General features: G+C 41.4%; 27 protein-coding genes. 12 read left to right on the top strand and 15 right to left on the bottom strand.

Annotated features, from left to right (window positions below):
* The first annotated feature begins 88 nt into the window (after positions 1-88).
* Positions 89-1,069 (top strand): aldo/keto reductase, encoded by a 981-nt coding sequence (locus MKX38_RS13070; RefSeq protein WP_339187329.1) that lies wholly within the window; start codon positions 89-91, stop codon positions 1,067-1,069.
* A gap of 275 nt (positions 1,070-1,344) precedes the next feature.
* Here the strand turns inward: MKX38_RS13070 and MKX38_RS13075 are convergent, their stop codons facing one another.
* Entirely contained in the window at positions 1,345-2,661 is a 1,317-nt protein-coding gene (locus tag MKX38_RS13075; protein ID WP_015251605.1) for a citrate:proton symporter, read from the bottom strand.
* A 114-nt stretch (positions 2,662-2,775) separates the two neighbouring features.
* Positions 2,776-3,645 (bottom strand): LysR family transcriptional regulator, encoded by an 870-nt coding sequence (locus MKX38_RS13080; RefSeq protein ID WP_015251604.1) that lies wholly within the window; start codon positions 3,643-3,645, stop codon positions 2,776-2,778.
* A 144-nt stretch (positions 3,646-3,789) separates the two neighbouring features.
* Between MKX38_RS13080 and MKX38_RS13085 the strand changes: the two genes are divergently transcribed.
* Entirely contained in the window at positions 3,790-4,893 is a 1,104-nt protein-coding gene (locus tag MKX38_RS13085) for a 2-methylaconitate cis-trans isomerase PrpF family protein (RefSeq protein WP_019712533.1), read from the top strand.
* A 283-nt stretch (positions 4,894-5,176) separates the two neighbouring features.
* Here the strand turns inward: MKX38_RS13085 and csn are convergent, their stop codons facing one another.
* The gene (gene csn / locus MKX38_RS13090) at positions 5,177-5,992 is read right to left on the bottom strand and encodes a chitosanase (protein WP_339187330.1); all 816 of its coding nucleotides are present in this window, start codon (positions 5,990-5,992) and stop codon (positions 5,177-5,179) included.
* Between the two features lie 435 nt (positions 5,993-6,427).
* Between csn and MKX38_RS13095 the strand changes: the two genes are divergently transcribed.
* Together MKX38_RS13095 and MKX38_RS13100 are read left to right on the top strand one after the other, a co-directional pair.
* The gene (locus tag MKX38_RS13095) at positions 6,428-6,691 is read left to right on the top strand and encodes a CD3324 family protein (RefSeq protein WP_003229850.1); all 264 of its coding nucleotides are present in this window, start codon (positions 6,428-6,430) and stop codon (positions 6,689-6,691) included.
* Positions 6,692-6,827: 136 nt separating this feature from the next.
* Entirely contained in the window at positions 6,828-7,643 is an 816-nt protein-coding gene (locus MKX38_RS13100) for an alpha/beta hydrolase (RefSeq protein ID WP_124072912.1), read from the top strand.
* 406 nt (positions 7,644-8,049) lie between these two features.
* Here MKX38_RS13100 and MKX38_RS13105 read toward each other — a convergent pair whose 3' ends face one another.
* From MKX38_RS13105 to MKX38_RS13120, 4 genes are all read right to left on the bottom strand, one after another.
* Positions 8,050-8,406 (bottom strand): SH3 domain-containing protein, encoded by a 357-nt coding sequence (locus MKX38_RS13105; RefSeq protein WP_004398671.1) that lies wholly within the window; start codon positions 8,404-8,406, stop codon positions 8,050-8,052.
* A 51-nt stretch (positions 8,407-8,457) separates the two neighbouring features.
* The gene (locus MKX38_RS13110; protein WP_004399021.1) at positions 8,458-8,817 is read right to left on the bottom strand and encodes an SH3 domain-containing protein; all 360 of its coding nucleotides are present in this window, start codon (positions 8,815-8,817) and stop codon (positions 8,458-8,460) included.
* A gap of 271 nt (positions 8,818-9,088) precedes the next feature.
* Positions 9,089-9,190, bottom strand: a complete 102-nt coding sequence (locus MKX38_RS13115) for a hypothetical protein (protein WP_119123071.1) — start codon at positions 9,188-9,190, stop codon at positions 9,089-9,091.
* 142 nt (positions 9,191-9,332) lie between these two features.
* A complete protein-coding gene (locus tag MKX38_RS13120; protein WP_015251599.1) occupies positions 9,333-9,719 on the bottom strand; it encodes a VOC family protein in 387 nt (128 codons plus the stop codon).
* Positions 9,720-9,967: 248 nt separating this feature from the next.
* Between MKX38_RS13120 and MKX38_RS13125 the strand changes: the two genes are divergently transcribed.
* The 5 genes from MKX38_RS13125 to MKX38_RS13145 are packed head-to-tail and all read left to right on the top strand — an operon-like array spanning position 9,968 to position 12,285.
* Positions 9,968-10,213, top strand: coding sequence for a spore coat protein F-like protein YraG (locus tag MKX38_RS13125; RefSeq protein ID WP_003229845.1), 246 nt, complete (start codon positions 9,968-9,970; stop codon positions 10,211-10,213).
* A gap of 17 nt (positions 10,214-10,230) precedes the next feature.
* On the top strand, positions 10,231-10,599 hold the full coding sequence (locus MKX38_RS13130) for a spore coat protein (RefSeq protein WP_014477470.1): 369 nt from the start codon (positions 10,231-10,233) through the stop codon (positions 10,597-10,599).
* A gap of 18 nt (positions 10,600-10,617) precedes the next feature.
* Positions 10,618-11,754: a zinc-dependent alcohol dehydrogenase gene (locus MKX38_RS13135; protein ID WP_327829570.1), complete on the top strand. Its 1,137-nt coding sequence runs from the start codon at positions 10,618-10,620 to the stop codon at positions 11,752-11,754.
* Positions 11,755-11,772: 18 nt separating this feature from the next.
* Positions 11,773-11,970, top strand: a complete 198-nt coding sequence (locus MKX38_RS13140) for a hypothetical protein (protein WP_070547576.1) — start codon at positions 11,773-11,775, stop codon at positions 11,968-11,970.
* A gap of 15 nt (positions 11,971-11,985) precedes the next feature.
* Positions 11,986-12,285: a spore coat protein gene (locus tag MKX38_RS13145; RefSeq protein WP_251187863.1), complete on the top strand. Its 300-nt coding sequence runs from the start codon at positions 11,986-11,988 to the stop codon at positions 12,283-12,285.
* A gap of 260 nt (positions 12,286-12,545) precedes the next feature.
* On the opposite strand, the gene adhR is transcribed toward MKX38_RS13145, so the two are convergent.
* Positions 12,546-12,968 (bottom strand): aldehyde stress transcriptional regulator AdhR, encoded by a 423-nt coding sequence (gene adhR, locus MKX38_RS13150; RefSeq protein WP_004398725.1) that lies wholly within the window; start codon positions 12,966-12,968, stop codon positions 12,546-12,548.
* 182 nt (positions 12,969-13,150) lie between these two features.
* Between adhR and MKX38_RS13155 the strand changes: the two genes are divergently transcribed.
* The 3 genes from MKX38_RS13155 (at position 13,151) to yraA (ending at position 15,165) form a co-directional block, all read left to right on the top strand.
* A complete protein-coding gene (locus MKX38_RS13155) occupies positions 13,151-13,345 on the top strand; it encodes a carboxymuconolactone decarboxylase (RefSeq protein WP_003229839.1) in 195 nt (64 codons plus the stop codon).
* A 130-nt stretch (positions 13,346-13,475) separates the two neighbouring features.
* Positions 13,476-14,525, top strand: a complete 1,050-nt coding sequence (adhA, locus tag MKX38_RS13160; RefSeq protein ID WP_339187340.1) for a formaldehyde dehydrogenase AdhA — start codon at positions 13,476-13,478, stop codon at positions 14,523-14,525.
* A 130-nt stretch (positions 14,526-14,655) separates the two neighbouring features.
* Positions 14,656-15,165, top strand: coding sequence for a cysteine protease YraA (gene yraA / locus MKX38_RS13165; protein WP_003229836.1), 510 nt, complete (start codon positions 14,656-14,658; stop codon positions 15,163-15,165).
* Positions 15,166-15,208: 43 nt separating this feature from the next.
* On the opposite strand, the gene sacC is transcribed toward yraA, so the two are convergent.
* From sacC to levR, 7 genes are all read right to left on the bottom strand, one after another.
* Positions 15,209-17,218, bottom strand: a complete 2,010-nt coding sequence (gene sacC / locus MKX38_RS13170) for a levanase (protein ID WP_339189433.1) — start codon at positions 17,216-17,218, stop codon at positions 15,209-15,211.
* Positions 17,151-17,318, bottom strand: a complete 168-nt coding sequence (locus tag MKX38_RS13175; protein ID WP_119123072.1) for a hypothetical protein — start codon at positions 17,316-17,318, stop codon at positions 17,151-17,153. Before MKX38_RS13175 ends, sacC begins: the two co-directional genes overlap by 68 nt.
* A gap of 80 nt (positions 17,319-17,398) precedes the next feature.
* Positions 17,399-18,226, bottom strand: a complete 828-nt coding sequence (levG, locus tag MKX38_RS13180; protein ID WP_003229834.1) for a PTS fructose transporter subunit IID — start codon at positions 18,224-18,226, stop codon at positions 17,399-17,401.
* Positions 18,227-18,246: 20 nt separating this feature from the next.
* A complete protein-coding gene (gene levF / locus MKX38_RS13185) occupies positions 18,247-19,056 on the bottom strand; it encodes a PTS fructose transporter subunit IIC (protein ID WP_003229833.1) in 810 nt (269 codons plus the stop codon).
* A 16-nt stretch (positions 19,057-19,072) separates the two neighbouring features.
* Positions 19,073-19,561, bottom strand: a complete 489-nt coding sequence (levE, locus tag MKX38_RS13190; RefSeq protein ID WP_004399158.1) for a PTS fructose transporter subunit IIB — start codon at positions 19,559-19,561, stop codon at positions 19,073-19,075.
* Positions 19,561-20,001, bottom strand: a complete 441-nt coding sequence (gene levD, locus MKX38_RS13195; RefSeq protein WP_003246144.1) for a PTS fructose transporter subunit IIA — start codon at positions 19,999-20,001, stop codon at positions 19,561-19,563. Before levD ends, levE begins: the two co-directional genes overlap by 1 nt.
* Positions 20,002-20,190: 189 nt before the next feature.
* Positions 20,191-22,998 (bottom strand): transcriptional regulator LevR, encoded by a 2,808-nt coding sequence (levR, locus tag MKX38_RS13200; protein ID WP_339187343.1) that lies wholly within the window; start codon positions 22,996-22,998, stop codon positions 20,191-20,193.
* Positions 22,999-23,120 lie beyond the last annotated feature (122 nt).

A 23,120-nucleotide genomic window follows, 5' to 3' on the forward strand; every position in this document is an offset into this window, starting at 1 on the left:
TCTTTTTAATCGTAACAAAGAGCAAACAATTGTTGAATCAATTGTATTGCAGCTGTTGCCAAAAATAATGATAAAGGAGAGGTTTGTTGTGGAGTATACCTATTTAGGGAGAACAGGATTGCGGGTGAGCCGTTTATGTTTAGGCACGATGAATTTTGGAGTTGATACAGACGAAAAGACTGCGTTCCGTATCATGGATGAAGCGCTTGATAACGGCATTCAATTTTTTGATACTGCCAATATTTACGGCTGGGGCAAAAACGCAGGATTGACAGAGAGCATCATTGGAAAATGGTTTGCACAAGGAGGACAGCGCCGCGAGAAAGTTGTTCTGGCGACAAAAGTATATGAACCGATTTCTGATCCGAATGACGGACCAAATGATATGAGGGGCTTGTCTCTATACAAAATCAGACGTCATCTGGAAGGATCACTGAAGCGGCTTCAGACAGATCATATCGAATTGTACCAAATGCATCATATCGATAGGCGGACACCGTGGGATGAGATATGGGAAGCTTTTGAGACTCAGGTTCGCTCCGGCAAAGTAGACTATATTGGATCCAGTAATTTTGCAGGCTGGCATTTAGTTAAAGCGCAAGCTGAAGCTGAAAAACGGCGATTCATGGGACTCGTCACTGAACAGCATAAGTATAGTTTATTAGAACGAACAGCTGAAATGGAAGTGCTGCCGGCTGCACGGGATCTTGGTTTAGGAGTAGTGGCGTGGAGTCCCCTTGCAGGAGGGCTTCTTGGCGGGAAGGCATTGAAAAGCAATGCCGGAACTCGTACAGCAAAAAGAGCAGATTTAATTGAAAAACATCGTTTGCAACTCGAGAAATTTTCAGATTTATGCAAAGAACTAGAAGAAAAAGAAGCAAATGTGGCTTTGGCATGGGTGCTGGCAAATCCAGTTTTAACTGCGCCGATCATCGGACCACGAACGGTTGAGCAGCTGCGTGATACGATAAAAGCCGTTGAAATCAGTCTGGATAAGGAGATTCTCCGCATGTTAAATGATATCTTTCCCGGACCTGGAGGAGAGACACCTGAGGCATACGCCTGGTGATACATTCATTACTCAATACTGACATTTTTCTTAAATATTTATACTGAACTATCATATTAAGAAAGACAAGAGCATGTTTGTCTCTTGTCTTTTCCACATCATGCTGAAAATGCTGGCTAAACATCGACAAAAATGCTGCCACTTCTAAAAAAGAACCCTAAACAATAGAGTAACTGGAGAGACAACTGGCTTGATCAGCTTGGGACCCCTTTCAGCTGTATTTAAATCAATCAAACTAATGATTCATTGGCAGTCTAAATATTATTATTGTTTCTTTACAAAATAGTAATAGCCCCTGTAATGATTGCTAACAACGTAATAACTAATGATGTAATTACAGCCCACTTAACGGCAAACCTTTGAAATGACCCCAAGTCCATTTTAAGCATGCTTACTAGCAATACTGTTGACGCAACCAATGGACTCATCAGATGAACCGGCTGCCCCATTATAGAAGCCCTTGCAATTTCTACTGGTTCTATACCATATGCTGAGGCAGCTTCTGCAAAGATAGGTACCATACCAAAGTAATATGCATCATTTGATAAAACAAAAGTAAACGGAATACTAGTGAGTGCTACAATAACGGGGAAAAACCCTCCCATTGATGAGGGAATAACGGATATTAATGATCCTGCTATGGCATCCACCATCTTTGTCCCGGATAATATACCAGCAAATACTCCTGCTGAAAATACCAATAATACTACAGTTATGGCATTACCAGAATGCTCGGCGATTCGCTCCTTCTGCATTTTTACATTCGGATAATTTATAGTAAGGGCAAGAACAAAACCAATTAAAAATAAAACTGACGGATGCTTAGTTCCAAGCACAATAAACACCATGATACTTATAACGAGGAATAAATTAAGATATATTAAGCGTGGCCTTTTCAATTGCTCGCTCTCCAAACTAGCAGCCATATAAGATTGAGAGCTGTCCTTTGTTATATGTCTAGGCTCTAATTGAACGATGCCTATTCGATTCCTCTCTTTCCTTCCCATTAGAAAAGCCAGAAATATCACACAAGCAATACCTCCAAGCATGGTCGGAAGTAATGGCACAAAAAAATCTGAAGGATCCAAACCCAGCACTGAAATCGCTCTTGTAGCTGGTCCGCCCCATGGAGTCATTCCGCTAACGATACTCAACGACAGCATTGCTAATGTCGCCATAACCATGGGATTCATACCAATTCTTTTATACAAAGGTAACATTGCTGAGACTGTTATCATATAGGTTGTTGTACCGTCCCCATCTAAAGCGATAAGCATTGCCAAGACGGCAGACCCTATCGCTATTTTCACAGGGTCTCCCTTTACTATAGATAAAATTTTTTCTATTAGCGGATCAAATAAACCTGCATCAATTAAAATTCCGAAAAAAAGAATAGCAAACAATAGCAATGCCGCTGAACTTGCAACTGTTTGAATTCCTTCTAAAATCATGTCGCCAATACCCTTACCAAAACCTCCAATAAGAGCAAAAACAATGGGAGTGATGGTCAAGGCAACAATAGGCGAGACTTTCTTTGTCATTATTAATATTGTAAAAACAGTTACCATCGAAAAACCTAAAATAGTAAGCATATTACACCTCCAAGAATGCGCTTTCAAATGACTTTTGATTAACATATCTTATACGGTGTAATAAGTTAAATAAATATTTTTTTACTGTGTTTCAAAAAAAATTCTATCATAACTTTAAATGGTTACCATTTGTTCACCCTTTAAAAAATCAATGAATGCTTTAACGAGTTTGATTCCTAATGATTTTTGATCGTACATTAGCCAAGTATCTCTCATTAGAGGCTTACCCTTAGCATTATACAGTTCCATTGTGTACAAATGATCAGATTCCTGCAGGCAAATTTCTGGTGCTATGGAGTAACCAAGACCATGCTTTACCATCTCTTTGCAAGTCTCTTGTCGATCCACTTCCATTGCAATAATGGGGGCTTGTTTTAGATTCGTATGCATCCAATCTTCTATAATCGTTTTTAAAGAAGCATCCGTTTTATATTTGATAAAAGGTAAAAAAGGAAGCTGCTCTATCGTTATTGGTTTTTTTGAGATGATATGTAATTTTTCCCGTGTCAGCCGTTCCTCCACCCCTTTCCAGCGATGGCTTCCTCTCAGTATACCGACTTGTACAATACCAGCATCTAATAATTTCATGACATCTGTGCTCCAGCCTGTTTGTACACTATATTGGACATTAGGATACATAGTGGAAAATTCCCTTAATAACTTAGGGAGCTTATATTGAGCGAAATTGCTTGATACCCCCAGCCTTAGATGTCCTTGCACCTCTTTGCTTAGATTAGAGATATGATCTTTGGTATCTTGAAGTTCCTGTAGCATTCTTCTTGCATAAGCAACCAAGTGTTCTCCTTCCGCAGTAAAGGTAATTCCTTTATGCCTTTTGGTGAATAATTCAATTCCGAAAATCTCCTCAATCTTATTCAACCGATAAGTGATGGAAGGCTGTGATGTAAATAATCGTTCTGCTGTTTTTGTTACACTTTGTTCTTCGTGAAGAATTTTCAATAAAATCCAATCTTTCTCATCCATTTTCATCTTCCTTTCTAGTCCTTCTTTCACAATTATAAAAGTTTTTTTATCGAATATTAAGAAAACTTATATTTTATTTTTATTTTTTTACCTTCTACACTAAAAAACATAAAAAATACTACCTTTAAGATGAGGATGATGACGATGGTCAAGACGAATGTAACAATCATGAGAGGCGGAACAAGCAAAGGCGTTTTTTTCCACGAATCAGCCATGCCTAACAATAAAAACGAATGGGAGCCCTTTTTGCTTGATGTCATGGGAAGTCCTGATAAAAGACAAATAGATGGTTTGGGTGGCGGTAATTCCCTTACTAGTAAAGTGGCAATAATAAAGAAAGCATATACTTCGGATATTGATGTTCACTATACTTTCGGTCAAGTCAGCATTTCAGAAGAAAAAGTGGACTTTAAGGGGAACTGCGGAAATATCTCCGCTGCTGTTGGTCCATTTGCTATCGAAGAAGGACTTGTAAAAGCGACAGAACCAATGACTGCGGTAAGGATCCTGAATACCAATACGAATAAAATGATCATTGCGGAAGTAGAAGTGGAAGACGGTCAGGTCAAATATGACGGAGATGTTACGATATCTGGAGTACCTGGATCTGGATCTCCAATCTATTTAAACTTTCATGATGCCGCTGGTTCAGTTACCGGTCATTTATTGCCTACTGGAAATAGTTCGGAGTTTTTAGATACAAGTCAAGGCCAAATAGAGGTGTCTATTATCGACTATGCAAATCCATTAGTTTTTGTGGAAGCGAGCAGTATCGGCCTGGATGGAACGGAACTTGCAGAAGAATTTACTGATCTACAGTTGGCTCAATTTGAAGAATTAAGATCCATTGCGGCAGAGAAATGCGGCTTTGCCAGTCGATTTTCAGCTACAAAGTTATCGCCGGCTGTCCCCAAACTGGCTATAGTAGCAAAACCAGAGAAATATAAAGATAGTACAGGTGCTTGGCATTCAAGCGTTGAGATGGACTTACACATCAGGATGATGTCCATGCAAAAGCCACATCAAGCACTGGCTGTCACTGGAGCGATATGTACAACAAGAGCCCTTTCAGTGGAAGGTGCAATCCCTGCAAGAATAGCAAAAAACCACTCTACAAAGGTTCGGCTAGCTCATTCTTCTGGTATTATTGAAACAATGGTGGAGCCCACTGGTATAAAGATCGTCCGTACCGCACGACGTATTATGGACGGAACAGTTTATACGCATGGAGACTATCAAATGATGTAGATGGACTGTGCAAAAAGCCTCCCCCTTTCCATCGTTAATAGATGGATTGAAGGCGCCTTCTTGCACAGATCCATTGTAATCCGGCATGGCTGCTATAAAAAAAGCCTCTATATTGTTATTGTTTTACATGAAATCGCCAATGTCCTTTAAGGTATCTGCCTCAAGCCTGACCTAATCATTATAGAGAATTGAATACTTTTTACTGCAAATAAAAAGATACCAACATACATCATTGGTATCTTTTAGATTGAGTTCATCTGCAGCGGTTTCTTTTCCTCACTGCTTATTTGATTACAAAATTACCGTACTCGTTTGAACGAACATGAAACGGTCCGTTTAAATTGTAGTTGTTCTCCTTGGCGATAGAGCGAAGCACGTCCACACGGGCAACTGATTCTCTCCATTCGTCACGGGTGTCATGATTGGCCGGATTCATCAGATCGTCATAGCGTACGTCCAAGAATTTATTTAACCACTTCTTCTCGTCTATTCCGTCTTTAGGTGATCCGCCCGCTTTTTTGTTCGTACGTTTAATCAAGGCATAAAAAGAGTCAGGGTCATCACCATCGCCATGCTGAATAACCGTATCGTACATCACAGCTCTAGCCAATGCTGTTCTTAGTCCGGCATTGTCCGATCGTTTCATAGCAGGCTGATAATACAAATGGTCATTTACTTTGTCTTGAGCGGCGCGAAATTCCTTATCATTTGCAAGCGACTTCCAGGCAGAAGCGAATCCCTTGAGATTGCTTGTATCATCGCTTTCTTCCTTGGCCAGACGGCGCAATTCAGGCAGATACTTTTTCAGTTTGTTATTCGGAACTGCCTTTGTGTATACTTCCACTACTTCCAATGCATCCCCGGTAGCCGTTGTAAAGCCTGCCCGTCCGCATGTATAACCTCGCCCATCATCCAATCGCTCTACATATCCATATTGGATCTCCGTTGTGCCGTTTTCAAAGATACTTGTCAGCTGTTCCGCCCGGCGCTTTTGATCTTTATTCAGTCCCGCCGCAAAAACCGTTTCGCTCATCATCAGGGTAAAAAACATGGTGAAAACAAGTAATGAGATCGCTGCTTTTTGCACACTGATTTTCATTGCACTTCCCCTTTCTAAATATTGTAAATACAGACTCAGTATACATGAAGAGACTGCCCTATTGTTGAAAATGCATCAATTTGTCAATATTTTGAATCTAAAGTAATATAGCTTGAATCTTACTCTTTTGATTGCCAATCAGCCTTAGCCCCTCTCACTTGGAAGGTCCCTTTCATACTGCCAACTTTCATTAACAAGATGCCATAAGGCTTTACTCTATTTTATAATGGAAGTGATCATCGAAAATCGTTAGGGAGGTGATATAAATGGCAAGCAAGATGAGAATGCCAGATTCCGCAACGTCCCATGCAAAGCCTACTATTGGGAAGCGATACTTTGCATGGGGTAGACTTTCTAAAAGATCGCCCAAGTAAGCTTTTCTGATATAGTGGCTTTGCACCTTATTTGTCATAAAAAAATAAGGAGCTGGCAGAAATGGCATATGTAAAAGCAACCGCTATTTTACCTGAAAAGCTGATATCGGAAATTCAAAAGTATGTTCAAGGAAAAACAATATATATTCCTAAACCTGAATCCTCTCATCAAAAATGGGGTGCGTGTTCAGGAACAAGAAAGCTGATCGATGACAGAAACGCTTCTATTAAAAAAGCATTTAAAAACGGCAAAACCATTCATCAATTATCTGATGAATATCACCTCTCTATTGAAACAATAAAAAAAATTGTCTACTCTAAATAAACAAAACGGAAGCACTGATGAAAGATAATCAGTGCTTTTTATATGGCGAGTTTGTTTCTTAGTTATTTCCTGCATATGATACCATTGGCCAATTGTGTAAAGTTAAGGGAGATGAGAAGAAAGGAAGGTCCTACAAATGACGATAAACAATGGAACGTTGCAAGTACCTGGAGCGAACATCCACTATCAGGTGCGTGGCGCAGGTCCAATCATTCTTTTAGTCCACGGCGGAGGCGGTGATGCCGACAAGTTCCATCATATTGCCAATCATCTGGCTAACAGGTACACGGTTGTTACTTATGATCGCCGCGGCCATTCCCGCAGCAATCTCGCCAATCAGATTGAGGATTACCGTGTGGAAACACACAGTGACGATGCTCACCGTCTTCTAGCCAAAATCACCAATAAGCCGGCATACGTATTTGGAAGCAGCTCCGGGGCTGTTATCGGGCTTGATCTGTGCATACGCCATCCCGAACAAGTACATGTCATGATCCCACACGAACCAATCTTATTGCAGCTTCTGCATGGAAATGAGCTGAAACAAGCCGAGCAATTTATGGAAGACCTTAAGAAAAATCATCGAAGTGAAGTCATTAAGTTAATGTCAAGATTAGAGACAGACGAACAATCAAAGGCTGTGCTGACAAAGCGGCTTCTCGGCAATTCAACGTATTTCACTGAGTATGAAATTCAAGGAATTCTCAACTATACATTAGATTTCGAAGCATTAAAAACTGTGTTTACATCTTCACCGATGAAGGTACTCCCAGCTGGCGGAAGTGCTTCTCGGGAGCTTTTTCCTTATCGTTGCGCGAACGCCCTAGCGGAACAATTGAAAACAGAATTGGTTGAATTCCCCGGAAATCATACGGGGTACACAATATACCATAAAGAATTTTCTGAGAGGTTACACGACATGTTAGAAAAAGAAAAGAAACATACGTGTTAAGGATTAATTAAAATTTTCATAATAGGACAGGTAAAACTAACTATGGAATTGGAGAAGATTTCACGAAGCGTAAAAAGAACTTTTCACTAACGAGAACGCAATGTGAGATGTTTAACCAAAGTGATATTAGGAATTTCATCGAAAAATAGGTTTGTACATTACGTTCTCCTATTGATTATTTCCTATCTTAATTCCGTATTTATACCATTAGATACAACTCTAAAGCGGCTCGTTATTTTGTCCTCAACAACAACCAGTGTCTAACATCATGAATCTCTTTTGAAAATCACCACAAATGCAGGTATGGAAGACTTCATCGCAACAAAAACCATACCAACTATTGTTGTTGGTATGGTTCGTCCTAGATAGGCCCTTAAGAAGAGATTCTATTGTACGGAGTATTTAACTAATTGCATTTGTAACCGACAGGGCCGTCTGAACCTGTGTACACATATGTGTCAGACACATATCCAATATTCACGACACCCCGGGAATCTTTCCACTGGATTTGGTCCCAGATATTACTCGTTCCATACTTCCCTGTAACAGTCGTTCCATAAGCGTAACAATAATAAGGAACACGGGAGCCGCTCGGAATGGAAAGCATAATAGGATAATTTGTACCAGGACCGCTGCGCATATTGACAGGCGCACCGCTGCTTGTTGAGACAGTAAAGTACTGAACGGCAAGTGCCTGACTGGAAAAAATGAATAAAGATGCAATCATAACGGTTAACATACTCAGCATTTTCAGTTTAGTCAATGTCATCCCTCTTTCTTCAATTCCTTCATTTTAAGAAACAATAGAACAATGCTACCAGCTGCATTTAGGAACAACCGGACCGTCTGAGCCTGTATACATATATGTATCAGAGACAAATCCAGGAACGATCTCCCCGCTGGCAAGCGTCCGCTCTGTGTAATTCCAAATATTGCTCGTTCCATACTTTCCAGTTACAGTTGTACCGGTTTTGTAGCAATAGATCGGGATGCGGGTTCCGCTCGGAATGGTCGTTACAATTCCCCAACTTGTACCTGGGCCGCTGCGCATGTTGACAGGAGCACCGCTGCTTGTTGAAACCGTATAATACTGAGCCGCAAGTGCATGGCTAGAAAAAATGAACACAGATGCAATCATCACCGTTAGCATACTTAGCCTCTTTAACTTATTCACCTTATACCCTCCCCTTATAAATGCCGTACGTTTGACTTTCTTACATCCAGTTAAGGATTTACTTTCAGATACCATGCCCCCTCCCCTCCCATATATTTATCAATGTACCATAAATTAGATCTTTCAAAAGTGGAATTATTCCTATGTTTTCGACAATTAAGGATACAAAATAAATGGTAGTCAGGCTTGATATTGATGGTGTGTTACATTTGGCTCTTAATCATTTGTTCAGTCGGTAATCACGATTGACAATCAGGAAAAAGGACATGGATCAAGCGGCTTCGTTTCCACCAATTAACTCAATCAGTGTACTGCTTCCTTGTATCCACGCTTCTTCTCGATTCATAGATACTCCACCTTTTTCACCAATCAAAAACGGACACCAAACAAATCAGCGTAAATGCTGCAAGTTCAGTGTCCGCAACCTATTATGACTTTGCTTTCTTTTACCAGGGCATATAAAAATGATGAGGTACGTTATCAAACGTTATTCTATGATTTTGCGAGTCGAAAAATCATAACATTTTATATATTTCAATCAGATTATGATCAGGATCTCTGAAGTGAGCAACTCGGGCACTCCATTCCTTGCGATCATGCGGTTTATTCACACATTTAACTCCTTTTTCGTGTAAATCGTCATATGTTTTATCAACATCTTCTACCTTAAACTGAAGCAAAAATTTTGATTGAGCTTCTCCTTCCAAGGACTTTTTTTCCTCTCCAACGATTTCAGCCATCGTTTCTCGAGATAAAAGCTCTATTTTCGTTTCCCCATTATCAAAGAGTGCATATTCCATTTCATTCTCTAACCAACTTATTGGAAGTCCTAATGAATCTTTATAAAACTCGACGCTTTTCTTAAAATCATTCACCAACAGTCTAATTTGTAACAGCTTCATATCGAGTGCCTCCTATAAAACCATACTTTTACTAGTCATCCAATTTAATGATACCAAAGAAACCTGACAGCACTATGTCAAGTTTCCATACTTCACCCTTATTTCAGATTTAAGTGCAGTTTAGTCCATGTCATAAGAACGAGCAAAAACAGCGATTCTTAAAACAAAAAATGATACCGAGTGTATTTTCTGTATGCTTCAACTTCATTTCGGGAAATGTAACGTTGATAAAAGGAGGTTACATCAATATGGATCATCAAACATTGGCAGCTCATGAGGCTGTTGACTTACATGAAATCGTGAACTTTAAAACACTTTGTATAGCGAAATCAAAGTTAATGCAAGGGCTTGTGTTTGACCAAGAACTGAAGGACTTGATGGAAAAAGATGTACAGCAATCCATTCAAGACCTTACTGAATTACAAGCGGTTTATGAGCGTGCCTCATTTCAGGCCCCTGTCCCTCAAAGCCGCCCAACGCCAATCATCAATTGAAAGGGAGGTAAGCCTCTTTGAATAATGATCATTTAGACCCCATTAATTCACTGAATGTGCCTGAACTAGCAGACACTACATTCGCGATGGATTTTCTTATACGAGCTAAGGAAGGCGTAAGGAATACTGCTGTAGCTTTGACAGAAACCGCTTCACCAGATGTAAGAGCACTGCTGCGGAAACAGCTGATGCAAGGAATTAGAATGCACCAAGAGATTACGGAACTGATGATCAGCAAAAAATGGTTCCATCCATATGAGCTGAGCGAACAGTATAAGCTGGATCAGCTCTCTGCAAAAAACACGATCATGGTCGGCAATATGAACCTCTTTCCTGATGAAACAAATCGCAAAGGGATGTTTGACCGGACACCTGATGAACACTAACACTGGAGGTTGTACAGCATGAAGGCAGTAACGTATCAAGGCATTAAAAATGTTGTTGTCAAAGATGTCCCCGATCCAAAGATTGAAAAATCCGATGACATGATTATCAAAGTCACCAGTACAGCCATTTGCGGATCAGATTTACACTTAATCCATGGATTCATTCCTAATATGCAAGAAGACTATGTCATTGGCCATGAACCGATGGGAATTGTTGAAGAAGTTGGGCCAGGGGTTACAAAGGTCAAAAAAGGTGACCGCGTCATTATCCCTTTTACGATCGCCTGCGGTGAATGTTTTTTTTGTAAAAACCAGCTGGAAAGCCAATGTGATCAGTCTAATGACAATGGGGAAATGGGTGCTTATTTCGGCTATTCAGGGCAAACTGGCGGTTATCCAGGCGGGCAAGCGGAATATTTAAGAGTGCCATTTGCGAATTTTACCCATTTTAAAATCCCTGAATCTTGTGAGGAACCCGATGAGAAATTAAGCGTGATTGCCGATGCCATGACCACCGGCTTTTGGAGTGTGGATAATGCCGGCGTAAAAAAAGGCGATACAGTTATCGTTCTCGGCTGCGGACCAGTCGGCCTGTTTGCTCAAAAGTTTTGTTGGCTAAAAGGCGCAAAACGCGTCATAGCAGTTGACTATGTAAACTATCGCTTACAGCATGCGAAACGTACAAACAAAGTAGAAATCGTTAATTTTGAAGACCATGAGAATACAGGAAATTATTTAAAGGAAATCACGAAAGGCGGAGCGGATGTAGTCATTGACGCTGTTGGGATGGATGGTAAAATGAGCGATCTCGAGTTCCTTGCCAGCGGATTAAAGCTTCATGGCGGAACAATGAGTGCATTGGTCATTGCCTCTCAAGCTGTTCGCAAAGGAGGAACCATACAAATTACAGGTGTGTACGGAGGCAGATATAACGGTTTTCCGTTAGGAGATATCATGCAGCGAAACATCAATATACGCTCTGGACAGGCTCCTGTGATCCACTATATGCCGTACATGTTTGAACTAGTATCGACAGGCAAAATTGATCCGGGAGATGTTGTCAGCCATGTCCTGCCGCTTAGTGAAGCCAAGCATGGCTATGACATTTTTGATTCCAAAATGGATGATTGTATCAAAGTTGTGTTAAAGCCTTAAAAAACGGAGGTTACAGAAATGGAATACGCCTTACACGAAATGCTTGAGGTTCAGGAAATGACTTCATTTAAGACACTTTGTTTGACGAAATCTAAAACAATGAAAGCACTGGTATCTGATCCGAAGCTGAAAGAAATCATGCAGCAAGATGTTGACATCACCACACGCCAGCTGCAGGAATTTGCCTCTATTTTATCTAATGCAAAGCACGAATGAGGAGATGAATAAATCATGAATCCTATCATAGAATATCTGACTGGCATGAATGTTCTAACAGACCAAATCATTGCTATGGACTTATTAATTTCAGCAAAAAACGGAGTCAGAAATTATGCGATGGCAGCCACTGAAGCCGGAACGCCTGAAGTAAAAGAGGTCCTTATCCGCCATTTGGAAGAAGCACTTGATATGCACGAACAACTCTCAAGCTATATGATGGAAAAAGGCTGGTACCATCCTTGGAACCCTGACGAACAAGTCAAGCTACATTTAAAAAATATTGATACAGCCATTCAATTGCCAACCCTTTAACATACAATGACTGATTTGCTGAGGAACAGTATTGATTGGCCACAACTGTTCCTCAGCTTCAAAATGAGCACTGTTTGTTCGGGTCCTATGACCGTAAATAGATTAACCGCTTTTCTCCATCTGATCTCGATAATGTTTGCAAATTCTCCAATCCAAATAAGGAATCGTAACCACCTCTTTTTATGCGATCTCTTGATGGAGAAAACAGGCCAGAATCAAAATCCTTCGTTTTAACCTGCCCTCTTCACACGCAAAGAACGCTACCTTCTTTGCTCCACTGATCCGTGAAGACTTTCCGTTTTAGGCCTGCTTTTGAGCTTTGCCTCGTTTTCGCGCAATTTCCCATCATAATCTTTAATTTTTGTGTCTAATCTTTTAATTGTTTCATCAATTTCTTTCCGCTTCTCTATCAGCCGCTGTCGTTCGTCAGCCAGGATATTTTTTCGAGCTTCTACTGTACGGTCACCTTCGGTAAATAATGTTGTATATTCAATTAGCGCTTCTATCGATAGTCCCGCATTTCGCATGCATTTAATGAATTCAATCCATTTGATATCTTCTTCATCATAGTCGCGAATGCCGCTGTCTTTTCGTTTTACAGGCGGGATTAATCCTACACGTTCGTAATATCGGAGTGTTGCGGCTGTCAGGCCAAACTGCTTTGCCACCTGAGCAATATTCATGATCTTCACCTCTCTATCCTGTATGTTGTGAAGGTAACACTTAAAGTTAACTTTAAGTCAAGCTCAAAACAAGTGGTTAGCTGCTGAATCTGGGTTTATATATTCGGGACTTGCCTTAAAGCACACTTTAAACTCTATACTTCTCCATGCACTAAAAACAGTGTAGTTGGAGGGATTGCTGAATGGCAAATAAACACACTGCCGGAAGAGAACAATTAGGAGAATTTGCGCCAAAGTTTGCTGAACTTCATGATGATGTTCTATTCGGTGACATTTGGGCAAGAGAAGAAGAACTTTCATCCCGGGATCGCAGCATGATTACAGTTTCTGCATTAATTACTGACTGTTTCTCAGCTTATAAATCAGGTTCATTTTAAATGGTTTTTTTAAAAAACCCTTGCCTTAAAGCAGACTTTAAGGTTTATCGTTATGTTGAAGACACCATAAAACATAAATAAGTGCATGTTTTTATTTACAACACTTATGATGAAGAAAGGATAGGTTCATATGTGTAATCAACATCAAACCCGTGTATTAAGCGTGTCACATGCAAAAGCCAAATTTGAACAAACGACGATTGAGCGAAGAGGATTACGGCCGCACGATGTCTTAATCGATATTAAATTCAGCGGTATTTGCCATTCAGACATTCATAGTGCTTTTGATGAATGGGGCGGTGGCATCTTCCCAATGGTGCCTGGACATGAAATAGCCGGTGTTGTAACAGCCGTTGGAACAGAAGTCACCAAGTTTGCTGTCGGAGACCGCGTTGGTGTCGGCTGTTTTGTTGACTCTTGCGGAGAATGCGAATACTGTCTCAACGGAGAGGAACAATTCTGCACGAAGGGTGTTGTTCAAACGTATAACTCAGTAGACTACGACGGAAACCCCACTTATGGCGGGTACAGCCAAAAAATCGTTGTCACTGACAGATTTGTTGTTCGCATACCAGATCGTTTGGAAATGGATGTTGCCAGTCCGCTGTTGTGTGCAGGTATCACCACGTATTCCCCGCTGAAACACTGGAATGTTGGCCCTGGTAAAAAAGTTGCGATTGTAGGCGTGGGTGGCCTTGGACATTTGGCGATTCAATTTGCACATGCGATGGGTGCAGAGGTAACCGTTCTGAGCCGTTCCATGAATAAGAAAGAGGAAGCTCTGGAACTCGGTGCAAATCATTACTTTGCAACAAGTGACCCAGCTACATTCACTGCATTGGCCGGGCGTTTTGACGTGATCTTAAATTCGGTATCGGCAAATCTCGATGTAGATGCCTATTTATCAATGCTTCGTATAGACGGGACACTTGTAAACGTTGGAGCTCCTGCCAAGCCGGACACATACAGTGTGTTTTCCCTAATCATGGGGCGCCGCAGCATTGCAGGTTCTCTAGTCGGCGGAATTCAAGAAACTCAAGAGATGCTGGATTTCGCAGCTGAGCATGGCATCGAACCTAAAATCGAAGTCATCGGAGCTGACCAAGTGGACGAAGCATACGAACGTATCCTCCGAAGCGATGTCCGTTATCGATTTGTGATTGATATTTCCACATTGTAATAGGTTAGTCCTTATATGGGCTGCCGCTTTTATTGAAACTCACGAAAAATGATCTCTTTAAGCAAATATTTTGAAGGCCGGTCAATCTTCCTGTTATTCTATGAATAGAGAGTTATTAGGAGGGTTTTTTATGAGCAAAAAAATTGCAGTTCTTGTTACAGACCAATTCGAAGACATCGAATATACAAGTCCGGTAAAAGCATATGAAGAAGCAGGCTACAGTGTTGTGGCTATCGATTTGGAAGCCGGCAAAGAAGTCACCGGTAAACATGGCGAGAAAGTAAAGATTGACAAAGCCATCTCTGATGTGGATGCAAGTGACTTTGATGCACTTCTAATTCCTGGAGGATTCTCTCCGGATTTGCTTCGTGCAGATGACCGTCCGGGTGAATTCGCAAAAGCATTTGTCGAAAACAAAAAACCTGTTTTCGCAATTTGCCACGGCCCGCAAGTACTGATTGATACGGATCTTCTAAAAGGCAAAGATATCACAGGCTACCGCAGCATCCGCAAAGATTTAATCAATGCCGGTGCAAACTACAAAGATGCAGAAGTAGTCGTCAGCCATAACATTGTCACAAGCAGAACACCTGATGATTTGGAAGCATTTAACCGCGAATCATTAAATTTGTTAAAATAAAACGAGAAGGCACAGACTGTTCAGGTCTGTGCCTTTTTTAAAATTAAGACTCCTTCGTTACATTCTGAAAGACAGCAGTCGCGTCCCACACATTCAAGCCAAATTGGCCTTCTGAAAATGCGGAATCATGTGCATCAATCACAAGACGATCATCTAAATAAATTTTAAAGCGATCGCCCTCGGCCTCTGTTTTCAGATGATACTTTTTATTAACGTCTATCGGTGTTTTGTATTCAGCAATGACAGAAGCAGCACCGTTCTCAAATTTAAAGAATTTCACTAGGTCATGCTTCGCATCCACATTGGCAAGGTAACCGTTTTTGGCATCTTTGTCAGAGCGAAACATTAGTGCTCCTGCCCCTCTTCCGTTTCCATCCTTAATGGTGATATCAGATTCATAAGTGAAGTCTGACCCGGATGCTGAAGACAAGATAAAGGAATCGCCGTCCGACCTCCCTTGTTTCCCCTCAATTGTGTCTGCCCACGTGCCATTTACAGTCGTCCAGCCAGTCATATTGGACATAAAAGGTGTCGTTCCCCATACCTTTTTTAAAGGGTGTATCGTTAAAGATTTTACCTTTACACCGCCATTTGCAGCATATAATTCAAGCCCTTTGCTTGATCGGTCTGGGAGAATAATATCCGTTATGACCTGCTTTCCGTCATTCCCAAATACTTCAACCGAGGAGCGGTCAACAAAAATGCGCAACTTAACCTTCCCATTTACCGGCTTCAACGGGGCTGTTTCTTTTCCGGTGTTAAAGGCCGGATTAAAGGTGTCGTTGCCTGACTCGCTCCGGTCAACGAACAATTTGGCGTTCCTTCGGTCATAGCCGACCTTCGTAAATTGATTTTCACCTGTTCGGACCTTAAAACCAAATTCAGCAGCTGAACCAGGGCTTACTTTAAATTCTGCATTTATTTCATAGGCATCTCCAGATTGCCCCGCTAACACATTATGACTTGCAGGCGATATGGTCAGATTCTTCCACTTCTTAGAGGTTCCGCGAATGGTTTCCAGCTCTTTCACCGGTGTTTGGACCACTCTAACCCCTTCGGTAAACGCTTTCAATTTTAACTTTCTTGGAATGGACGTTGCACTTCTCCATGGGGATGTCGGAACATCATTCGCATATTGCCAATTGCTCATCCACCCTAACCATAGCCGGCGGCTGTCTGTGGATGGAATATCAGACCAGGATACAGCCGCATAAAAGTCTCTGCCGTAATCCGTCCAGAGAACTTTGTTTGGCGGGTTTTCATTTTTAAAATGAGTTCCATCAAAGTCCCCTACAAAATATTGCATGCCTGATCCTCCCGAGACCGCTCCGTTTCCGACACTGACCTGCATGACCCATTTCTTTTGATTCGGATTGCCGTCTACCGGAAGCTCAAATAAATCCGGGCATTCCCATACTCCCCCGTGGCTTCCTTGATCCTGTCCAAATTCACTTGCATACGTCCACTGCTTCAGATTTTTTGATGTATAAATGAGGATTCGGTCACCGGCCGCAAGCACCATCACCCACTTTTTTTCTTTCTCATACCAAAAGACTTTTGGATCGCGAAAATCTTTTTTACCCGGGTTTGGAATGACAGGGTTGCCAGCGTACTTCGTCCATGTTCTTCCTTTGTCGTTGCTATAGGCAATACTTTGCACTTGATGGCCTTCCCGATCCTGTGTATAAATGGCCACAAGCGGCTTCTCTTTGCCTGTTTGAAAACCGCTTGTGTTATTTTTATCTACAACTGCGCTTCCAGAAAAGATCGTGCCTTTTTCATCCGGATACAGCGCAACAGGAAGGTGTTCCCATGTAACCAAATCTTTGCTGACGGCATGCCCCCAATGCATGGGCCCCCACTGAAGCCCGTATGGATGGTATTGATAGAACAAGTGATATTCCCCAGCATAATATACCATTCCGTTTGGGTCATTCATCCAGTTTGCCTCCGGTGTGAAGTGATATTGAGGACGGTAATCCTCATCATAGTAGCTTGAATCGGCTGCATCTGCCGAAAATGCCATAGTCAACAGCAGGGTGAACATGATCATGACTTGAATCAGTCTCTTTTTCATTTGTTCCTTCGCTCCTCTCTTCATGTTTGAACACTTTCAAGAGAGACTGCTGCGCAAGCTGGTCCGTTTCTGGCAATTCTCCTCTGTTTCACTGTTATCCGAATGATTTATATATGAAAAGACTGCTGCAGTTTCTCTCTCTTTCCTTCACACACCTTATGCTAAGAATCCAGCCCAATACCCGAGAATCCCGATGACAAAGATGCCGCAAATAATGAGAAGTGGATTCACCCCTTTGCGAAGCATCCATGCCACCAATAACGTTAATCCGAGAGGCAGCGCCCCCGGCATAATGCTATCTAGCACGTTTTGTACCGTTTGAACATCTACTTTTCCGCTTTCATCCTTAATCCTGGATACAACGATTGGAATGTTGATGGTGGTCCATTTGGACACGAGAGCCCCCATAACAAATAACCCGAGAATCGAAGCGCCCTCTGTAAGCTTTTGAATGCGATTCCCCGCTAAATCCTGAAGAATCTCCATTCCTTTCACATAGCCATACTTTAATCCGTAATATTTTGTGCTTAATCTTATGGCATTCAGCAAGAAAAAGAATAGCAAAGGACCGGCAATGTTTCCTCCTAAAGCAAGGGAGGCTCCTAGCGCAGCTAAGACAGGACGAATCGTTCCCCAAAAAATTGGATCGCCTACGCCCGCTATTGGTCCCATCAAACCGATTTTCATTCCGCTTATCGCTTTTCCGTCAATTCCTTTATTGTTCGCCATTTCTTCTTCCATGGCTGCCGTCACGCCAAATATAGGCGCTGTCAGCCACGGATGTGTATTAAACCATTCCAAATGCCGCTGTAAGGCTTCGTTTCTTTTCGCTCCGGGACCGTACAATTTTTTGATCGCCGGTATCATGACATAACAATATCCCATTGCCTGCACACGTTCGAAGTTAAAGGAACCGAGTAAAAAATTTGAACGAATAAACATGCTGAAAATTTCTTTCTTCGTTAATCGTTTTTCTTTCTCCATTTTTTCTTCCCCCTCATCGTTTAGGCATCAAGATCATCATCATCGTCATCATAAACAGCAACACTGCCACTGTCTGATGCGGCCGCGACTGCTCCGTGAGCGCTTTGTTTTTGCATCACCTGCTGGTATAAAAGCGCCAGACAGAGACCAAGGGCTCCAAATCCCACTAAGTTAAAATCGGTAAACGCCGCTAATAAGAAACCAATATAGAAAAATGGCTTTAAATAAGGAATATTCATCATATTGATCACCATGGCATACCCGACAACCACAATAATGCCTCCGCCTATTTGCAGTCCTTTTGTAATGACATCAGGAATATTTCCCAGGAACGCCTGAACAGCGCTGACACTAATTAAAGCAACAATCAATGTAGGAATCATGACGCGCAAAGCTTGAAACACCATCGCGGTAATATGCATAATTTCAATTCCTTTTATATTTCCCGCTTTTGCATATTGATCAGCGCGGTGGATGAAAAAGACAGTGATCGTCCGAACAAAAATCGTCAGCGCCTGACCCGCAGCTGCTAAAGCAACAGCGACAGCAATCCCTTCGCCAATTCCTTGATCAGCGGTAATAACTAAAATGGTTGAGATGACAGAGGCGATCGCTGTATCAGGTGCCATGGCAAGCCCGACGTTCATCCAGCCGAGCGCCATCAGCTCCAGTGTGCCTCCAAGAATAATTCCCGTTTTTAAGTCCCCGAGCACCAAGCCAACCAACGTACAGGCCACTAGCGGCCGGTGTGTCTGCCCTTCATCCAATACACTTGCGATTCCGGTGATTGCTGCAATGATTAACAACAAAATAATTTGTAATGAAGACATATTCTCATCCCCTTGATTATTTTGTTACGTTCCGTAAAATCTGTACAAAATCCTCACTGGCATCTGAAGGCAGCTGCCTCAATTCCAGTTTCACGCCCTTGTCACTTAATGTTTCAAATGCCTTTATATCTTGTTCTGTGACACTGACTGATTTTGTGATTTGCCTGCGATGATTTTCAAAACGCATTCCCCCGACGTTTACGGTTTTGATCGGTACACCTGCTTCTATAAGAGATACAATATCGGACGGATTTTCAAACAAGAGCATTGCCGTTACCCCTTCGTAGCGCGGACTATGAAATGCTTTTGCCATTTTAGAAACCGAGACGGCACTCGCCTTTACATTTGAAGGCGCAACAGAAAGGATCAGCGTTTTTCTCATTTCGTCCTGAGCAATATCGTCGGAGACAACGATGATTCGGTCGGCTGCATGGACTTTTATCCACCTTGTCAGGATTTGGCCGTGAATAAAGCGGTCATCAATTCTTGCTAACACAATGTTCATCATAATTCATCCTCTCTTGTATCTTGATTGGCTGTTTTTACTTTTTCTAAATGTTCACTGCACACTTGAAAGCTTTGCTGACTCATTGCTTTTAAGTTGTTCAGCAAATCTTTGAGAGCCAGATGTTCTCTCAGGCTTAATACCTCCAGCAGAATCGGCAGGTTTACGCCGGCTGCCATATCCATTCTTTGATCCTCAGCAATAAAGGAAGCTGCCGCGTTATATGGCGTCCCTCCAAAAATATCGACTAAAAAAAGCACTTCATGTTCTTCCGGGATATCCTTGAGCGCCTGATGATATTTTTCTTGCAGCGTTTGTATTCCTTCCCCTTTAAAAAACGGCACTGCAATCAGGTTATTTTCTTCACCGAATATCATCCCTGAAGACTCTTTTAATGCTATGGGAAAATCTCCATGACCGCTGATAATAACTGAAATCATATCTATTGCTCCTTTCCTGTTTTGTACATCCATATATAATGCAAGGATCGTGCCAACACAGTTGTGTTAAGCGTTTTCATTGTTATTTCAGCCAATAGCAATTTGTTGTTGAAACACTTAAAACGAAAAAAATAAACCTGTATTAAAATGGTGTTCCATTTAATACAGGTTCATATGAAAAAACTGTTTTTAAAACAGCTGGCCATGCACTTCTTCAGCAAATATGGCGGCTATAAATAATTTTTCATCATCACTTATGCGAAGTCCGAGCTTTTCTTCATAAGGGGCTAATGTTCGCTCTGTCACGTACACCATTTCCTTCAGCTGATCATTGATCTCTTCTTCCTCTGAGAAAGCGATCGGATTCTGCTTAATTACCCTTTCAAAGACGAAAGCCGTGTGCATAATGACTTTGATCAAAACCGCATTATTGAAAATGACCCCCAGCTCATCCTGAACGGTTTGCAGCCACTCCAATAACATGTCGATCACATGGTGGGGATTCAAGAAGACAAGGTATTTTTTCAGGCTATCCTCGCAAAGCTCCCTGACAATAATATTTGCTTCGTTCAATCCATTGCTCAAGGAGATGCTTCCTTTTGTAATCGCCTGTTGAATCAGCTTCTCTCCCTCCCCTTCAATTAACACTTCTAAAGATACATGCGGAGCATTGATTTTAGGGTCTTTCGTTCCGACTGTCGCAAGGATTTCATACTCTTTTTCGATTTCTTTTATGCTGTTGGCCAGCTTAATCGATGATACGGTCAATATGTGAATGGGGGTATCGGAGGCCTTGTTTACGATCGTGGTTAGAATGTCTTCCAGCTTTTTGGCCGTTCCGCTACCCGTCGTGCAGATGGATACCAATGCCTTCTTTTTGCCGGATGCCGCTGGCTGACGCTCCCACAACTCGATAAAATCCTTCGTGACCGATTGATAGATCGCATGCAAATTTAAATTCAAATAGTTGACCTTTCTGACAGCATCCAGCACCATTGAAGTCGTAACATTGCTGATCGTTTTAATAGAAATGCCTGTCTTTTCCTCCAGCCTGCTTTCCAGCATTGCAAGCGACCCCATATCTACCAGCATTAAAACACCTTCACCTTCATCAACCTGTTTCATTTTTTCTGCTACGCATTCAAGAATGTCCGAAGGTGAAACAGTAAGCGGCATGTCAACTGCTGCAATCGGCGTACTCCCTAGCAGTTCTGTCGCGACTTCAACCATTGAACTCGCCGTGCTGTTTCCATGAGCTGCCACGATAATACCGACTCTTTTGTTCTCCTTTAACGATTTGATGGAATGAATTAACATCGTTAAGTAGATGACTTCTATTTCAGGAATAGCCACTTTAAAATATTCCTGAATTTTATCTTTAAAAATCATCGCCACCCGATATTCTTTCACATGGGTATCACGAATTTCATCTGTCTCCTGTGTATTCAAAACATCAATTTGCTTTCCTCGCTTTAAAAATGCGTCAATATGCATACTCAAGAAATAAATAAACTTACGGTCAAATGTGCAATCCAGCTCATGTTCAGCTATTTCTTTTAACTGTTTTGTCATTTGAATCACATCGTCTTCAACGAATGTCAGCAGGTTGTCTTTTTGAAAAGCTTGATGATGAAAAAAACTTCTGACATGCAAATGGACATCAGTCAAGATGTACTGGTTAATATCCTTTTTGGATAAACCTTCTTTCATAAGCGTTTTCACTTTTTCCTCAATCAAATGATATAAGTTAAATGAGAGGTCTTCGTCAATTTTTGTTGTTTCATCTTCTACAATCGGAGAGATAATCGTTGTAATATTGACATATTCAGAAATGGCTTTGCTTCTTTGCATGTTTTTGCTGCTGGACATCCATTCTTGCTTGATTTCATCAGGCAGATCGCGAACAGTCAGTTCAATAACTTCATTTCTGTCAAGGTTATGCAAAAATCCGTGTGCGCAAACTAACTGGACATTTGATTTCAGCTGTCCGACATTCCCAAATTTCGCAGAGTGAATAAGCGCATTATAGACATCGATATGCACACTCAGATTCTTCTTAATTCGCTCTGCTTCTTTCCCTAATAAAAACGTCGTCAGATCCACTCTTTCTTTAAGCGATCGTTCTTCAAGCGAAGGAATATGAATGGTCATTGGGATTCTTCGCAAAAACGTTTTCAATAGTGCAGAACTCGGATTTTCTGTAGTCGCACAAATAAACAATACGTTCGATGTTCGTTTATGTTCAGATTCTCCAAGCCTGTTATAAGAACCGCTGTCAATAAAATAAAACAGCATTTCTTGTCCCTCGGGAGGGAGACGGTGGATTTCATCCATAAAAAGAATGCCCCCATTGGCCTGTTCGACTAAACCCGCCTTATCCTCGGCAGCACCTGTAAATGAACCTTTTTTGTGTCCGAATAATTGAGAAAGCAATAATTGAGGGTTGTTGTAGTAGTCTGCACAGTTAAATGTAATAAATGGTGCGCCGGCCTTCAATATGTCAGAGTAAATGGCAAACTGGTAAATTCGGTTCGCAAAAAGGGATTTACCGGAACCAGTCGGCCCTAGGAGGAGCATATGCAGACCGGTCGGCGGATAAAAGACAGCTGCTTTTGCCTGGGAGATCGCTTTCTTCAAACTCCCTTTTGCCCCTATCATAAGCTCTAGAGGATTCGTGGAAATGTGTTGATGATTTTGCTTTGAATTTCCGGAAAACGCCTGAAGGTCTTTCACTTCCATCATCTCTGTATCCCATTTCTTGTTGAATAATTTTTCTGCTATCTCGACTGGGATGTATCTTACAGGAAACGTTTTAATTTTGATGACCTTTTTGGACCGGACGAGATTGTTCAATTCAAAGCTGACATTGGACCGCTCCATTTTCAGCTGCTCGGCAATCTCCTTTGCTGAATTCCCTTGTATTTTTAAAAGATGATCTAAGGTTGAATCATGAAAATTATGCTTGAGCTGATGGTATATTTTATCTATTCTTCTCACGTCTATCATCCTTTGTCCTTATTAGATAAGCCATTAACAAGAATATTTCGTAACTTTATAGTCCGCGTTGAGATTATCTGCTGATACACGTTTAAAAAGGTCTCTATAGCAGATTGACAAAA

The sequence above is a fragment of the Bacillus sp. FSL M8-0025 genome, assembly GCF_037975475.1.
GTDB lineage: Bacteria > Bacillota > Bacilli > Bacillales > Bacillaceae > Bacillus > Bacillus subtilis.

Excerpts from the sequence above, each read along its gene's own strand:
- MKX38_RS13100 (WP_124072912.1), top strand. The coding sequence starts at position 6,828 with ATGACGATAAACAATGGAACGTTGCAAGTACCTGGAGCGAACATCCAC.
- MKX38_RS13145 (WP_251187863.1), top strand. The coding sequence starts at position 11,986 with ATGAATCCTATCATAGAATATCTGACTGGCATGAATGTTCTAACAGAC.
- adhR (WP_004398725.1), bottom strand. The coding sequence starts at position 12,968 with ATGAATATTGCTCAGGTGGCAAAGCAGTTTGGCCTGACAGCCGCAACA.
- MKX38_RS13095 (WP_003229850.1), top strand. The coding sequence starts at position 6,428 with ATGGCATATGTAAAAGCAACCGCTATTTTACCTGAAAAGCTGATATCG.
- MKX38_RS13135 (WP_327829570.1), top strand. The coding sequence starts at position 10,618 with ATGAAGGCAGTAACGTATCAAGGCATTAAAAATGTTGTTGTCAAAGAT.
- MKX38_RS13120 (WP_015251599.1), bottom strand. The coding sequence starts at position 9,719 with ATGAAGCTGTTACAAATTAGACTGTTGGTGAATGATTTTAAGAAAAGC.
- yraA (WP_003229836.1), top strand. The coding sequence starts at position 14,656 with ATGAGCAAAAAAATTGCAGTTCTTGTTACAGACCAATTCGAAGACATC.
- levE (WP_004399158.1), bottom strand. The coding sequence starts at position 19,561 with ATGAACATTGTGTTAGCAAGAATTGATGACCGCTTTATTCACGGCCAA.
- adhA (WP_339187340.1), top strand. The coding sequence starts at position 13,476 with ATGTGTAATCAACATCAAACCCGTGTATTAAGCGTGTCACATGCAAAA.
- levF (WP_003229833.1), bottom strand. The coding sequence starts at position 19,056 with ATGTCTTCATTACAAATTATTTTGTTGTTAATCATTGCAGCAATCACC.
- levG (WP_003229834.1), bottom strand. The coding sequence starts at position 18,226 with ATGGAGAAAGAAAAACGATTAACGAAGAAAGAAATTTTCAGCATGTTT.
- MKX38_RS13080 (WP_015251604.1), bottom strand. The coding sequence starts at position 3,645 with ATGGATGAGAAAGATTGGATTTTATTGAAAATTCTTCACGAAGAACAA.
- csn (WP_339187330.1), bottom strand. The coding sequence starts at position 5,992 with ATGAAAATCAGTGTGCAAAAAGCAGCGATCTCATTACTTGTTTTCACC.
- MKX38_RS13125 (WP_003229845.1), top strand. The coding sequence starts at position 9,968 with ATGGATCATCAAACATTGGCAGCTCATGAGGCTGTTGACTTACATGAA.
- sacC (WP_339189433.1), bottom strand. The coding sequence starts at position 17,218 with ATGATCATGTTCACCCTGCTGTTGACTATGGCATTTTCGGCAGATGCA.
- levD (WP_003246144.1), bottom strand. The coding sequence starts at position 20,001 with ATGATTTCAGTTATTATCAGCGGTCATGGAGATTTTCCCATAGCATTA.
- MKX38_RS13140 (WP_070547576.1), top strand. The coding sequence starts at position 11,773 with ATGGAATACGCCTTACACGAAATGCTTGAGGTTCAGGAAATGACTTCA.
- MKX38_RS13085 (WP_019712533.1), top strand. The coding sequence starts at position 3,790 with ATGGTCAAGACGAATGTAACAATCATGAGAGGCGGAACAAGCAAAGGC.
- MKX38_RS13155 (WP_003229839.1), top strand. The coding sequence starts at position 13,151 with ATGGCAAATAAACACACTGCCGGAAGAGAACAATTAGGAGAATTTGCG.
- MKX38_RS13075 (WP_015251605.1), bottom strand. The coding sequence starts at position 2,661 with ATGCTTACTATTTTAGGTTTTTCGATGGTAACTGTTTTTACAATATTA.